This is a genomic window from Actinomyces israelii, assembly GCF_030253495.1.
In the GTDB taxonomy this organism is placed as follows: domain Bacteria; phylum Actinomycetota; class Actinomycetes; order Actinomycetales; family Actinomycetaceae; genus Actinomyces; species Actinomyces israelii.
Genome location: NZ_CP124548.1, coordinates 1,848,401 through 1,861,917, shown reverse-complemented (window position 1 = coordinate 1,861,917; position 13,517 = coordinate 1,848,401). Strand labels below are relative to the sequence as shown.

Below are 13,517 nucleotides of genomic sequence, written 5' to 3'. Positions count from 1 at the left end.
TAGCAGCAAGGTGCGACATGACATACGACGCCATCGTCATCGGCTCCGGCATCGGGGGACTGACCACCGCGGGACTGCTCGCCCGCGTGGCGGGCAAGCGGGTCCTCGTCCTGGAGCAGCACACGGAGCCGGGCGGACTGACGCACGCATTCCGGCGAGACGGCGCCTCCTGGGACGTGGGCGTGCACTACATCGGGCAGCTCGGCCCCGGCTCGCAGGTCCGCGCGTACTTCGACTACCTCTCCGGCGGCGAGCTGGAGTGGAACCGCATGCCCGAGGACTACGACCGCTTCGTCTACCCGGGCCTCGACCTGCGAGCCAGCTCCGACCCCGAGCACTACGAGCGCAGCCTCATCGAGGCCTTCCCCGCCGAGGCGCGGGCGATCCGGCGCTACTTCAAGGACGTCCGCCGCACCGCGGCCTGGACGACGCTCGGCTTCGCCCAGCAGATGGTGCCCCGGCCCGCGGCCCCGCTCCTCGATCTTCTTCAGCGCCTGACCGGGCGCACCGCCACCGGCACGACGAAGGCCTACCTGGACGCCCGTGTTCGCTCCCCCGCCCTCAGGGCCGTCCTGGCCAGCCAGTGGGGCGACTACGGCCTGCCGCCCTCGCGCTCGGCCTTCGCCGCGCACGCGATGATCGTCTCCCACTACCTCGGCGGCGGCTGGTTCCCCGAGGGCGGCAGCGCCCGCATCGCGCGCACCTTCGAGAAGGGGATCGAGCAGGCGGGAGGGGCCGTCCGCGTCGCCCAGGAGGTCACGCAGATCCTCATCGAGGACGGCGCCGCCGCCGGAGTGCGGGTGCTGGACCGCCGGGGCCCGGATGCGCGCGAGCGGACCTACCGCGCCCCCGTCGTCGTCTCCGCCGCGGGCGCGGCCGCCACGCTGTCCCGCCTGCTGCCCGTCGACGGCGCCATCGGACGCGCCACGGCCCCGGCGCGACGAGCCATTGCGCGCCTGGGCACCGGGATGTCGGCCGTGACCGTGTTCCTGCGCCTGCGCGAGGACCCGCGCAGTATCGGCGTGGACGGCGGCAACGTCTGGGTCAGCCGGGACCTCGACCACGAGGCCGGCGGCGACGGCCAGCCCGATCCGGATGCGCGCGCGGCCGCCCTGCTGGCCGGACGGCCGGACAGCGTCTTCGTCTCCTTCCCCTCCATCAAGTCCGGGCGGGGGCCGCACACGGCCGAGATCATCGCCTTCAGCGGCGCCGGGGCCTTCCGCCCGTGGGCGGACCGCCCGCAGGGGGGCCGCGGCGCCGAGTACTCCGCGCTCAAGGAGCGCATCGCCTCCGGCATGCTGGCGCTCGCGGAGACCGCCGTGCCCGGCCTGAGCGAGCTGGTGGAGTACACGGAGGTCTCCACGCCCCTGACCTTCGAGCACTACACGGCGCACCCGGCCGGAGCCTTCTACGGGATGCCCGCCACGCCGCAGCGCTACAAATCCCGGCCGCTGGGCCCGCGCACGGCGGTGCCCGGCCTGCTCCTGTCCGGTCAGGACGCCGGGAGCCTGGGCATTGCCGGCGCCATGATGGGCGGGGTGGCTGCCGCCTGCCAGGCGCTCGGCCCCCGGGGCTTGCCCATGATCGCCTCCGCCGTGCGCACCGGGCCCTCCGCCCGGCCCCGCGTGCTGCCCGAGGGCAAGCACCGCGCCGCCGTCGTCTCCAAGCGGCGCCTGACGCCCAGCGTCTGGGAGGTGACGCTGGAACTGGAGGGGCCGGTCGGCGCGTGGGCGCCCGGCCAGTTCGCCCGCCTTCACGTGGGCGACGACGCCTGGCGCGACTACTCCATCGCCGGGCTCGAGAACGGGGCGCTCCGGCTGCTGGTCTCGACGCGCACGGGCGGGGCGGGGTCGCGCTTCATCGAGCGGGCCGAGACGGGCGCGCGCACCGTCGTCGAGCTGCCCCTGGGACGCTACCGGCTCAAGGAGACCGGGCGACGCCGCGTGTTCGTCGCCACCGGTACCGGGCTCGCCCCCTTCCTGGCCATGTTCCGCCACGCCGAGGGGCTGGAGGACGACACGCTCCTGTTCGGCTGCCGCAGCCGCGAGGAGGACCTCACCTCCCTGGTCGAGGCGGCCCTGCCCGGTCGCGTGATGCGCTGCGCGAGCCGCGAGACGGCGCCCGGCCTCTTCCACGGGAGGGTGACGGACGCGCTGAGGGACGCCGACGTCGAGCTGTCGGGCGCGGACGTCTACCTGTGCGGCTCGGCCGCCATGGTGGCGGGCTGCCGGGAGGTCCTCGACCACGCGGGCGTCGCGGAGGTGCTCACCGAGCCCTACTGAGCGGCGCCGGCGGAGCGCCGGAGCAGTACGCTCAGCCCGTCTGGAGGACCTCGGCCACCCTCCACGGGTCGGGGACCAGCACGAGCACGACCTCCCGCCTCGCCTGGGCGGGTACATCCCTTCTCGTCCCGTCGGCCCCGATGCGCACCGAGGGCTCCTGCGACTGCGACACGCGCACGGCGGTGGCGCCCGTCCAGCTCTCGGCGGTCTCCTGGCTGACCGGCACGCCGGTCGCGGAGTGCACCGTGGTGCTCAGCCCCTCGATCTGCTCGCCCGAGTCGATGATCGCCGCCATCAGCGCCTCGTCGGCCAGGGCGGCGGGTGAGCCCGGGACGGTCGTGGACGCCAGGGCGGCGGCGTCGCCCTCGTTGAGGGCGGAGTCCCGGGCCAGTGAGAGCTCGACGACGACCGGCAGCATGTCGTCGGCCGCCTCCGCGTCCGCAGCCTCCCCGGTCGGCGTCGCCTCGGTCCGGGGCCCTGTCGTCCCGCCGGGGGACTCGCCCGCCCCCGTCAGGGTCGGGGCCTCCGAGGACGGCGGGGCCGCCGTGGCCGGCACGGCGTCCCCGCCGTGCCTCCAGCCCGGCAGCCTCCCCCGGACCAGTGCGCTGGCGCCCACCGCGAGGACGATCACCAGCAGCACCAGACCCAGGCGCCTGGCGCGCTGTCGACGGCCGGCCGGGTGGCCTCCCGGACCCCGGGGCCGGACCGGACGCCGGGCCCCGCGGCCGCGGCCCCGCCGCGAGGAGACGTCCCTCGTGGGCTGCGCGGTGGCGGCCCGCAGGGCCCCTGCGGCCAGCCTGGCCCCGTCGGGCAGCTCGATGGTCCCCGGCCGGCCGATCTCGGGGGCCCGGGCCGCCAGGTCGCGCGCACTGGGCCTGCCCTCCGGGTCGGGATCCAGGGCGTCGGGAAGCACCCGGTCCAGCCGCTCGGCCAGGGCCGGCGATCCCGCTGCGCACTGGCGCAGGAGGGCGGCCAGGGAGTAGACGTCCGCCGCGGCGCTCGCCGGCGCCCCGGCCCCGCGCTCGGGGGCCGCGCTCGCCCCGGTGCCGGCCTCCAGGGCGCCTCCCAGCAGGTCGATGAGGACCGGCCGCCCGTCGGTGCTCACAATGACGTTGGCGGCCGCCACGTCGCCGTGGGCCATGCCCCGCTCGTGCAGGTGCGCCAGCGCGCCCCCGAGGTCGTCGAGCAGACGCGCGGCCTCGTCGCGGGTCAGGCCGCCGCGGGCGCCCAGCACCACGGCCAGGTCGGCGCCCACTATGAGCTCGCTGACCACCGCCACTCGCCCCTCCGGCAGCGAGACGACCTGCTGCACCGGAGCGATCGATCCGTTGCGCACCAGCCGCAGGTCGGCCAGGCGGCGCAGGGCGCGTGCGCCGCCGGCGCCCTCGGGCACGTCGACGACCTGCACCACGACGTCGTTGCCGGCAAAGTCCAGGGCCCGCCGCGGGGCGAGACGGCCCGGGCGGTCGCGCCCCATCGGCTCGCCGACGGCCAGGCCCGCGGCCACGAGCTCGTCGCGGATGTTCTCGGGGAGATCGGTGTCCCGGGCGGGCGAGAGGCCGTCGTCATGCGGCGGCTCCGGGCGGCGCTGCTTCGGAGTTCTCATAGCAGTCATGGTCCCCGTCCGCCCGGCCGCACCGCCAGGTCTGGGGCACCCTGTGGATAACTTTCGGCCGTCCGGCGCGCAGCGTGCCGTCCCATGGCGGCCATCGACCCTACGGCGGCTATGGTGGTGGCGTGCACCGTGTGGACCTCGATCTCGGCTCCCGCCTGGTCCCCTTCGACGAGGGCTGGGAGCTCCAGCGGCGGATCCACCGGGAGGTCGCCGACGGCCGCCGCGCCTCGACGCTCCTCATGGTGGAGCACGAGGCCGTCTACACGGTGGGCCGCAGGGCGCACTCCTGGGAGCGGCCCGACGGCGACTTCGTCGAGCCGGGCCATGTGCCGGTCGTCCGTGTGGACCGGGGCGGGAAGACCACCTGGCACGGCCCCGGCCAGCTCACGGTCTACCCGATCGTGCGCCTGGCCTCCCCCATCGACGTGATCCGGTACGTGCGCGCCCTGGAACAGGCCGCTATCGAGGTGTGCGCCGGGCACGGCCTGGCCACCATCCGGGTCGAGGGGCGCTCCGGCGTGTGGGTGGCGGCCGAGCCTGGGTCGCCCCGGCCGGCCCGCCGCCTGGAGCGCAAGGTGTGCGCCCTGGGGGTGCGGGTGGCCCGCGGCGCGACGATGCACGGCATCGGCCTGAACGTGGATCCGGATCTGGCCGCCTTCGACCCGGGGCGGATCGTGCCGTGCGGCATTGACGACGCCGGCGTGACCTCGCTGGCGGCGGAGACCGGGGAGCGCCTGCGCGCGGCCGACCTGGCCGACGCCGTCGCCGCGGCTCTCGCCGAGCACCTGGCACCGCTGGTGGCGCATGACACGCCGACTCGCAGCGCCCGAGTGGGTCCTCAGTCCTAGATCGAGGGCCCGCTGGCATACACTGAGGGCGCACAGCCGCCGTGTGAAGCCACCGTGAAGCCATCGTGTGAGGAGGGTTCGTGACCACTACCGTCGCCCCCGAGGGTCGTCGGCTCCTGCGCGTCGAGGCGCGCAACGCCCAGACGCCGATCGAGCGCAAGCCCGAGTGGCTCAAGACCCGCGCCGTGGTGTCGCAGACCTACCAGGAGGTCCGTGGCCTGGTGCGTCAGCGCAAGCTGCACACCGTGTGCGCGGAGGCCAACTGCCCCAACATCTACGAGTGCTGGAACGAGCGCGAGGCCTCCTTCCTCATCGGCGGCGAGCTGTGCACGCGCCGCTGCGACTTCTGCGACATCGCCACCGGCCGTCCCACCGAGTACGACGAGGACGAGCCCGCCCGGGTGGCCGCCTCGGTGGCGCAGATGGAGCTGCGCTACGCCACGGTCACCGGTGTCTCGCGCGACGACCTTCCCGACGGCGGCGCCTGGCTGTACGCCGAGACGGCCCGGCAGATCCACGCGATGCTGCCCGGCTGCGGCGTCGAGCTCCTGGTCCCCGACTTCAAGGGCCGGGCCGAGCCCCTGGAGGAGGTCTTCTCCGCCGTCCCGGAGGTGTTCGCCCACAACCTGGAGACCGTGCCGCGGATCTTCCGGCGCATCCGCCCCGCCTTCTCCTACGAGGGCAGCCTGGCGGTGCTGCGGCAGGCCTCCGAGGCAGGGATGCTGACCAAGTCGAACCTCATCCTGGGCATGGGAGAGACCCGCGCCGAGATCGAGGACGCCATTGGCGACCTTGTCGAGGCCAAGGTGGATATCCTCACCATCACCCAGTACATGCGCCCCTCCAAGCTGCACCACCCCATCGACCGGTGGGTCAAGCCCCAGGAGTTCGTGGCCCTGGCGAAGCTCGCCGAGCAGATGGGCATCGCCGCCGTCATGAGTGGCCCGATGGTGCGCTCGTCCTACCGCTCGGGCACGCTGTGGGGCAGGGCCATGCGCGCCAAGGGCCGTCCCATACCGGAGAACATGGTCGAGCTGGCCGCGCCGGTCACCGCCCGGCAGGAGGCGAGCGCCCTGGTCGCACGGATGGGCGACGCCGCCTCCTGACCCGCCTCTGGCTCACCAGGGCCCCGGAGGGTCGCAAACCCGTCTGATCGACCGTGGCCGTGCGGGAAGGGCGGGGCCGTCGGCTATGGTGGGGACTGTGAGCAACGCCCCCAGCGCCCGGCCGAAGAAGAAGCGCTTCCGCGAGCGCATCCTGAACGCCCTCCAGAACATCAAGGACTCCTACACGATCTCGCGCAGGACCTACCCGTGGATCGGGTGGGCCCTGCTGGGGACGGCCGTCCTGCTCGTCGCCCTGGCCGTGGCGCTCGCCCTGGCCACCGATCAGGCGGTCTGGTACTGGGTCCTCATAGCGCTGCTGCTGGCCCTCGTCGCGGACATGGCGCTCCTGTCGTGGACGGTGCGGCGCGCCTCCTACTCCCAGATCGAGGGCAAGCCGGGCGCCGCCAAGCTCGTGCTCGACCAGGTGCTCGGCCGCGGCTGGTACCTGGAGTCCGAGCCCGTGTACATCAACCCCAAGACGGAGGACGTCATCTGGCGCCTGGTGGGCCGTCCCGGGGTGGTGCTGGTGGCCGAGGGCCCCGGCGGCCGGCTGCAGCGGCCGATCGCCGACGAGCAGAGGGTCCTGCGCCGCATTCTGTCCACCGTGCCGGCGCACGTCATCAACGTCGGCATCGACGAGGGGCAGACGCGCCTGATCGACCTGTGGCCCACCATCCGCAAGCTGCCGACCAAGCCCACCAAGCTGACCGACACCGAGATCAGCCAGGTCTCCAAGCGCCTGTCCTCCCTGTCGTCCAAGGGCCTGCCCATCCCCAAGGGCATCGACCCGACCAAGATCCGCCCGGACCGGCGGGCCATGCGGGGCCGCTGAGCCGCCGTCGCCCGAAGCGGGCCGGCCCCGGCGCCGGAGCAGCGAAACAACCGGGACACACACGCGGCACGCCCGCGTCACGGCGCCCCCATAGGCTGCTGCCAGCCGCACACCGCGTCGCCGTCGTGCCCGAGCCGGCGCCCGAGGCGGACACCACCGATGAAGGAACACACATGTTCAAGGACGCGTCCGAGGCCCTCGCCTACATTGAGAAGGAGGGCGTCGCGCTCGTTGATGTCCGCTTCTGCGACCTGCCGGGCGTCATGCAGCACTTCACGATCCCGGCGGCCGCTTTCAAGGAGGACGCCCTGGCCGACGGCCTGATGTTCGACGGCTCCTCGATCCGCGGCTTCACCGCGATCCACGAGTCCGACATGAAGCTCGTGCCGGACGTGACGACCGCCTACCTCGACCCCTTCCGCGAGGAGAGGACCCTGATCGTCAACTTCTCGATCGTGGACCCGTTCACCGACGAGCGGTTCTCCCGCGACCCCCGCTCGATCGCGGCCAAGGCCGAGGACCACCTGCGGTCCACCGGCATCGCCGACACCTGCTACATCGGCGCCGAGGCCGAGTTCTACCTCTTCGACTCCATCGAGTACGAGACCACGCCCGGCTCCACCCGCTACGCCATCGACTCCGACGAGGCGGCCTGGAACACCGCCCGCAGCGAGGAGGGCGGCAACAAGGGCTACAAGACCGCCTTCAAGGGCGGCTACTTCCCCGTCCCCCCCTCCGACCAGATGGTCGACACCCGCAACGCCATGGTGCGCACCTGCCTGGAGGCCGGACTCGAGATCGAGCGGGCCCACCACGAGGTCGGCACCGCCGGGCAGCAGGAGATCAACTACCGCTTCGCCTCGCTGCTGGCCGCCGGCGACGACATGATGAAGTTCAAGTACATTGTGAAGAACGAGGCCTGGAGGGCGGGCAGGACCGCCACCTTCATGCCCAAGCCGATCTTCGGCGACAACGGCTCGGGCATGCACTGCCACCACTCGCTGTGGAAGGACGGCAGGCCGCTGTTCTTCGACGAGCGCGGCTACGGCCAGCTCTCCGACTGCGCCCGCTGGTACATCGGCGGCATCCTGGCGCACGCGCCCAGCCTGCTGGCCTTCACCAACCCGTCGGTGAACTCATTCCGCCGCCTGGTGCCGGGCTTCGAGGCCCCCGTCAACCTCGTCTACTCGGCCCGTAACCGCTCGGCCTGCATCCGTATCCCGGTCACCGGCACCTCACCGAGGGCCAAGCGCATCGAGTACCGCGTGCCCGACCCCTCGGCCAACCCGTACCTGTGCTTCTCGGCCGTCCTCATGGCGGGCATCGACGGCATCAGGGGGCGCATCGAGCCCCGCGAGCCCATCGACAAGGACCTCTACGAGCTGGCTCCCGAGGAGTACTACGACATCGATAAGCTGCCCTACTCCCTGGACCAGGCGCTCGACGCCCTGGAGGCCGACCACGACTACCTTACCGAGGGGGACGTCTTCACCCCCGACCTCATCGACACCTGGATCGACTACAAGCGGGACAACGAGATCGTCCCCATGCGGATGCGCCCGCACCCCTACGAGTTCGAGCTCTACTACGACCTGTGACGGGCTGACGGCGGCGGCGCACCGGCACCTGCGCCGAGGGCCCGTACGGTCGCCTCGACTGTCAGGACCCGTGCCGGCGCCGTCGTGCGAACCGCATGCGAGCGCAACGTGCGCGATACCACCCCCCCCGATGTGCATATCTATACTCATTCACGTATACCCTGTCGGTGCACCGGGACCGGCACCGCCGGCTCGCACATCCCGCCCACCCCCGAGGAGCCCCCATGAGGATCACCCGCGCACTGACCGCCGGCACCGCCGTCGGCCTGTGCCTCGCCCTGTCCGGCGCCCTGACCGGCTGCACCCACGCCGAGGACTGGAAGGCCATGCGCAACGACGGTGCATCCGCACCCGCCAAGGGCTACGACACCTCCGGGATCCAGCCGCAGGAGGACATCATCGCCATGCTCCCCGAGGGGGCGCTGGCCGACGGGGTCCTCGACATCGCCGCCGCCACCGACTACCCGCCGGCCGAGTTCCTCGACACCGGCGGCACCGCGATCGGCTACGACGTCGATCTGGCCAAGGCCATCGCGGCCGTCCTGGGGGTCACCTCCACCACCCACACCGCCGAGTTCGACTCGATCCTGGCGGCGGTGGGCACCAAGTACGACGCGGGCATCTCCTCCTTCACGGTCTCCGCCGAGCGCGAGGCCGCGATGGACATGATCGCCTACATCAATGTCGGCTCGCGCTTCGACGTGGTGTCCGGCAACCCCAAGGGTGTGGATCCCTCCGACCATCTCAACCTGTGCGGCCTGACGATCGGCGTCCAGACCGGCACGAGCCAGGAGGACGCCGTGCGGGAGGACTCCCGGGGGTGCACCAACGCCGGCCGGCCCGCCATCGCCGTGCGCTCCTACTCCACCCAGTCCGAGGCCACCACGGGCCTGGTGGGCGACGTCATCGACGCCGTCTACTCCGACTCGACCGTGGCCGGCTACTCCGTCGAGAACACCGGCGGGGCGGTGGAGACGGTCGGCGAGGTCGAGGACGCCCTGCCCCAGGCCGTCGTCATGTCCAAGAGCAGCCCCGACCTCAACAGGGCGGTCCAGGCGGCTATCCAGTACCTCATGGACTCCGGCATCTGGAAAGACATCCTGGACGCCTGGGGGATTCAGGACGCGGCCCTGACCACCGCCGAGATGAACCCGAAAGTGGAGGAGTGAATCGTGCCCCCAGCACCCGCAGCCGACGACGCGCCCGTCCAGCTCAACCGCCTCAAGCCGGTCCCGCGCCCCGGGACCTGGATCAGCGCCACGATCGTCGCCGTCCTGGGCGCCATGCTCATCCACGCGCTGGTGACCAATGACAAGTTCCACTGGGACACGGTGTGGTTCTTCTTCCGCGAGGTCCGCGTCGTCCGCGCCGTCGGCTGGACCCTGCTGCTGACCTTCCTGGCCATGGCCATCGGCATCATCCTGGCTGTGACCACCGCCATTATGCGCCAGTCCTCCAACCCCGTCCTGCGCTGGGTGGCGGTGGGATACCTGTGGTTCTTCCGCGGCACGCCGATCTACACCCAGCTGGTGTTCTGGGGCGCCCTGTCCGCGCTCTACCAGTACCTGAGCCTGGGCGTGCCCTTCGGCCCCGAGCTGCTGACCTTCAAGACGACGTCGGTGTTCACGCCCTTCGTGGCCGCGACGCTCGGACTGGGCATCAACGAGGGCGCCTACCTGTCGGAGATCGTCCGCTCGGGCCTGGCCAGCGTCGATGCCGGCCAGGCGGAGGCCGCCGGGGCCCTGGGCATGAGCAAGGGCCAGATCCTGCGCCGCATCGTGCTGCCCCAGGCAATGCGGGTCATTGTCCCGCCCACTGGCAACGAGACGATCTCCATGCTCAAGACGACGTCCCTGGTCCTGGCGGTGCCTTTCACGCTGGACCTGACCTTCGTGACGAACTCCTACGCGTCGTTCACCTACCAGACGATCCCGCTGCTCATTGTCGCGGCCCTGTGGTACATCATCATCACCTCGATCCTCATGGTCGGCCAGCACTACCTGGAGCGCTACTACGGCAAGGGCTTCAGCGGCTCCGCACCGGCCTCCGGATCCAAGAACGGCCGCACGCTGTCCGACCGCCAGCAGGCGATCCTCGACTCGCACACCACCAAGGACAACCCCTTCCTGGAGGTCACCCCATGACGGCGCCCGACAAGCTCGACGCAGCCGGTCCCGACGCAGAGACCCCCGACCCGGCGGACGCGACGCCCAAGGTGCGCATACGCGGCCTGCACAAGTTCTTCGGCGAGATGCACGTCCTCAAGGGCATCGACATCACCGTCGCCTCGGGCTCGGTGACCGTGCTCGTGGGCCCCTCCGGCTCGGGAAAGTCGACCCTGCTGCGTTGCATCAACGAGCTGGAGTCCATCGACGCCGGCCGGGTGTGGGTCGACGGCGAGCTCATGGGCATGCGGGAGGTCAGGCGCGCCGACGGCAGCGTCCGGCTGCACGCCCTGACCGACAAGCAGCGCGCCCGGCAGCGCGCCAAGATCGGCATGGTCTTCCAGCGTTTCAACCTCTTCCCGCACATGACGGCCTTGGGCAACGTCATGGAGGCGCCCGTCCAGGTCAAGAGGATCTCCAGGGCCGAGGCCCGCGAGCGGGCGATCCAGATGCTTGAGCGGGTGGGCCTGGCCGACCGGGTGGACCACTACCCCTCCCAGCTCTCGGGCGGACAGCAGCAGCGGGTGGCCATCGCCCGGGCCCTGGCCATGGACCCCGAGCTCATGCTCTTCGACGAGCCGACCAGCGCGCTCGACCCCGAGCTCGTCGGCGAGGTCCTCCGGGTCATGAGGGACCTGGCGGCCTCGGGCATGACAATGGTCGTGGTCACCCACGAGATGGGCTTCGCCCGCGAGGTCGGCGACCAGCTGATCTTCATGGACGGCGGCGTCATCCGCGAATCCGGCCTGCCCACCGAGGTGCTGGACAATCCCCGGGCCGAGCGGACCAAGGCCTTCCTGTCCTCCGTGCTGTGAGTGATCCGCCCGGGCGGCGCCGGCACCTCCCCGTACCCATTCTGCATCCCATTTCTGCAACTCGTGGAACCCATGGCCCTCCAGACAGGGCGGACGGAGCAGACGCTCGTCGTCGGCCTCGTGGCGAGCCAGGGTGACGAGCCCTTCGCGCCGCGCGCCGCAAGGCTCTCGCACCCCGCCCGCAGGCCTGAGCGCTCCAGGCCGAGCGAGGTGTTGGGGGAGACTCGGTCGAAGCGCACCCCGGTCCTCAAGCAGCCCTCGCCCCGCCTCGCAACTACCGTCTCAAATTGCAAGAACCCGGTTGCATCTGGATCTGGCCGGGCCTAGGGGCTTATTCATAGGGTGTATGTGAATGTGATTCCGAGGATTGCTGTGAGGGTTTCCTCGAAGATGTTGATGGGACGGCGGTAGTCGGTGTGGAGGGCCCTCCAGGTCTTCAGGTTGGCGATGGTGCGCTCTGTCTTGCAGCGGGTCGTGCTGATGGGTCTGTTCCAGTCCTTGTCGGCCTTAGGCAGTGGCCGGCCCGGGGGCCTGCGTCTGGGGGTGATTACTACCGGCCCGGCGCAGCCCCGGTCCCCGATGTGATGGGGCGCGCCCTGCCCGCGAGGACCTGGAGCAGGCCGCTGGTCCTGATGGCCGCGGTGTCGTGAACGCGTCCGGGCAGCGGGTCTGAGACCCACGCCAAGTGGCCGCTCAGGGTGCGGGCGACCTGGGCACTGAACCCGGTGGTGCGGTGCCTGCCCGGGTAGAGATCTGGGCGGTTCCTCCACGACCAGCGGGGAAGGAGCGTTCCGTCGATGATGAGCCGGGCGGCGGGGTCCAGGTCCTCCACCACCGGCACGCCCGCCGCCAGGGCCCGGGCGATCACAGGGGTCCAGGCGCAGATGACGCGGGAGACGGTGGGCCGGGACACCCCGGCCATGGCCGCCAGGAGCGACTGGGGCAGGTCGAGTCGCAGGGCGAGCAGAACCAGGCGCACGCACCGGTACATCCCCAGAAGCACGGGATCCCACCACCGGCACGCCCGCACCACTGGAGCGGCCCGCACCACTGGAGCGGATCGCCTGGCAGACACCGAGGACGAGCCCACGACTGACGGGCGTGCCAGCGCTCCCCGTGGCGGCCTGCCTCTCAAGGTGTTTTCTGTGAGCACTTGAAGCTCTCTCAGGAACAGGCCACCACCTCCAGCGACACGCACCCCCTCAAACAGCCACAACAGGCCTATGAATAAGCCTCGATGTGACGCGCTCGCGGAGATCACCCAGAGTAGTCCCAGGCACCCTGAGCCCGGAAGCCCCGACGTGGCGGTCCGGAGGACCTTCAACGACCTCGTTCCCGGTGGCCCGCACTCAGTCGTCGCCTTCACCCCTGACCTCATCGACACCTGGATCGGCTACAAGCGGGACAACGAGATCGTCCCCACGCGGATGCGCCCGCACCCCTACGAGTTCGGCTTCTGCCACAACCTGTGACAGGCCGAGGCGGCGGCGCGCCGGGCCGCCGAAGCCGCCTCCGCCGCAGCCTCACGCCGCGACGTCGGCCCGGTCCGGCGCTGTCGGCGCGCTCCACTCCCCCTCGTTCCAGTCCACCAGGCTCCAGCCGCACTCCGGGTCGCCCTCCACGACGCTGATGCCCGTGTTGCGCATGGGGTGGTCGGCGATCCAGGCGGGATCCGCCCCGCCGCCCGGCGCGGCCGCCAGGGCGGTCCACAGGCGCAGGACGGTGCCGTGGGCGACCAGCAGGGCCGTCCCGTCCGCTCCGACGTCCGCCGCCGTCGCGCGCGCGATGCGGGCGACGGCGGCGTCGAACCGGGCGAAGGTGTCGGCGCCGTCCTCGGGGCTGCCGGGCAGGCGCGCGGCGGTGCGACCGATCATCCACGCCCGCGTCGTGTCCGTGTAGCACGCCACCGAACGCGCGTCCGTGCACATCTCCAGGTCGCCCGCGAGCACCTCGCGCAGCCCGGAGTCGATGTCCGCCGTCAGGCCCGTGGCGCCCTCCAGCGGTGCGATAGTCTGGCGCGCCCGGGCGATGGGCGAGGTCCACAGTGAGGAGATCTCGGCCAGCTGGTCGGTATCGAGCCGGTTCGGCAGCGAGGCCGCCTGGGTCAGGCCGGTGGCGTCCAGAGAGTTCCCGGGAAAAGCGGTGTCCAGGGCGCCCATGATATTGGCGATGGTCCGTCCGTGACGGACGAGAAGAAGCTTCACGGCTCCATCCTGCCAGGGAACACGTTATGTCTCCTGCGCAGAGCCCCAGGGG

Annotated in this window: 13 protein-coding genes; 9 read left to right on the top strand and 4 right to left on the bottom strand. The window is 71.7% G+C overall.

The features are described from left to right. The first annotated feature begins 17 nt into the window (after positions 1-17). The gene (locus tag AIF0345_RS07655; protein ID WP_285297815.1) at positions 18-2,282 is read left to right on the top strand and encodes an FAD-dependent oxidoreductase; all 2,265 of its coding nucleotides are present in this window, start codon (positions 18-20) and stop codon (positions 2,280-2,282) included. A gap of 31 nt (positions 2,283-2,313) precedes the next feature. On the opposite strand, the gene AIF0345_RS07650 is transcribed toward AIF0345_RS07655, so the two are convergent. Beyond that, positions 2,314-3,888, bottom strand: coding sequence for a protein kinase domain-containing protein (locus AIF0345_RS07650; protein WP_285297814.1), 1,575 nt, complete (start codon positions 3,886-3,888; stop codon positions 2,314-2,316). A gap of 131 nt (positions 3,889-4,019) precedes the next feature. On the opposite strand from AIF0345_RS07650, the gene lipB reads away from it, so the two are divergent. The 7 genes from lipB (at position 4,020) to AIF0345_RS07615 (ending at position 11,261) form a co-directional block, all read left to right on the top strand. After that, positions 4,020-4,745 (top strand): lipoyl(octanoyl) transferase LipB, encoded by a 726-nt coding sequence (lipB, locus tag AIF0345_RS07645; RefSeq protein WP_285297813.1) that lies wholly within the window; start codon positions 4,020-4,022, stop codon positions 4,743-4,745. An 80-nt stretch (positions 4,746-4,825) separates the two neighbouring features. Then, positions 4,826-5,851, top strand: coding sequence for a lipoyl synthase (gene lipA / locus AIF0345_RS07640; RefSeq protein WP_285297812.1), 1,026 nt, complete (start codon positions 4,826-4,828; stop codon positions 5,849-5,851). A 97-nt stretch (positions 5,852-5,948) separates the two neighbouring features. Then, the gene (locus tag AIF0345_RS07635) at positions 5,949-6,683 is read left to right on the top strand and encodes a DUF4191 family protein (RefSeq protein ID WP_043561995.1); all 735 of its coding nucleotides are present in this window, start codon (positions 5,949-5,951) and stop codon (positions 6,681-6,683) included. 173 nt (positions 6,684-6,856) lie between these two features. Further along, positions 6,857-8,281 (top strand): type I glutamate--ammonia ligase, encoded by a 1,425-nt coding sequence (glnA, locus tag AIF0345_RS07630; protein ID WP_043561997.1) that lies wholly within the window; start codon positions 6,857-6,859, stop codon positions 8,279-8,281. A 224-nt stretch (positions 8,282-8,505) separates the two neighbouring features. After that, complete coding sequence (locus AIF0345_RS07625) at positions 8,506-9,450, top strand: ABC transporter substrate-binding protein (protein WP_268916797.1); 945 nt, start codon at positions 8,506-8,508, stop codon at positions 9,448-9,450. A gap of 3 nt (positions 9,451-9,453) precedes the next feature. After that, on the top strand, positions 9,454-10,425 hold the full coding sequence (locus AIF0345_RS07620) for an amino acid ABC transporter permease (protein WP_043562002.1): 972 nt from the start codon (positions 9,454-9,456) through the stop codon (positions 10,423-10,425). Continuing rightward, positions 10,422-11,261: an amino acid ABC transporter ATP-binding protein gene (locus AIF0345_RS07615; RefSeq protein WP_404975989.1), complete on the top strand. Its 840-nt coding sequence runs from the start codon at positions 10,422-10,424 to the stop codon at positions 11,259-11,261. The genes AIF0345_RS07620 and AIF0345_RS07615 overlap by 4 nt, the downstream gene beginning before the upstream one ends. 335 nt (positions 11,262-11,596) lie before the next feature. Here the strand turns inward: AIF0345_RS07615 and AIF0345_RS07610 are convergent, their stop codons facing one another. Together AIF0345_RS07610 and AIF0345_RS07605 are read right to left on the bottom strand one after the other, a co-directional pair. Continuing rightward, complete coding sequence (locus AIF0345_RS07610; protein ID WP_285297906.1) at positions 11,597-11,809, bottom strand: transposase family protein; 213 nt, start codon at positions 11,807-11,809, stop codon at positions 11,597-11,599. Positions 11,810-11,811: 2 nt separating this feature from the next. After that, the gene (locus AIF0345_RS07605) at positions 11,812-12,264 is read right to left on the bottom strand and encodes a transposase family protein (RefSeq protein ID WP_285297811.1); all 453 of its coding nucleotides are present in this window, start codon (positions 12,262-12,264) and stop codon (positions 11,812-11,814) included. 298 nt (positions 12,265-12,562) lie between these two features. Here AIF0345_RS07605 and AIF0345_RS07600 point away from each other — a divergent pair, with 298 nt between their 5' ends. Further along, complete coding sequence (locus AIF0345_RS07600; RefSeq protein ID WP_268916798.1) at positions 12,563-12,733, top strand: hypothetical protein; 171 nt, start codon at positions 12,563-12,565, stop codon at positions 12,731-12,733. A gap of 51 nt (positions 12,734-12,784) precedes the next feature. Here AIF0345_RS07600 and AIF0345_RS07595 read toward each other — a convergent pair whose 3' ends face one another. Further along, positions 12,785-13,465 carry a histidine phosphatase family protein gene (locus tag AIF0345_RS07595; protein WP_043562006.1) on the bottom strand — a complete coding sequence of 227 codons (681 nt, stop codon included), beginning with the start codon at positions 13,463-13,465 and terminating at the stop codon, positions 12,785-12,787. Positions 13,466-13,517: the final 52 nt, after the last annotated feature.

What these genes read in the sequence shown, in the direction of transcription:
- AIF0345_RS07615 (WP_404975989.1), top strand. Translation starts at nt 10,422, where the DNA reads ATGACGGCGCCCGACAAGCTCGACGCAGCCGGTCCCGACGCAGAGACC.
- AIF0345_RS07655 (WP_285297815.1), top strand. Translation starts at nt 18, where the DNA reads ATGACATACGACGCCATCGTCATCGGCTCCGGCATCGGGGGACTGACC.
- glnA (WP_043561997.1), top strand. Translation starts at nt 6,857, where the DNA reads ATGTTCAAGGACGCGTCCGAGGCCCTCGCCTACATTGAGAAGGAGGGC.
- AIF0345_RS07650 (WP_285297814.1), bottom strand. Translation starts at nt 3,888, where the DNA reads ATGAGAACTCCGAAGCAGCGCCGCCCGGAGCCGCCGCATGACGACGGC.
- AIF0345_RS07625 (WP_268916797.1), top strand. Translation starts at nt 8,506, where the DNA reads ATGAGGATCACCCGCGCACTGACCGCCGGCACCGCCGTCGGCCTGTGC.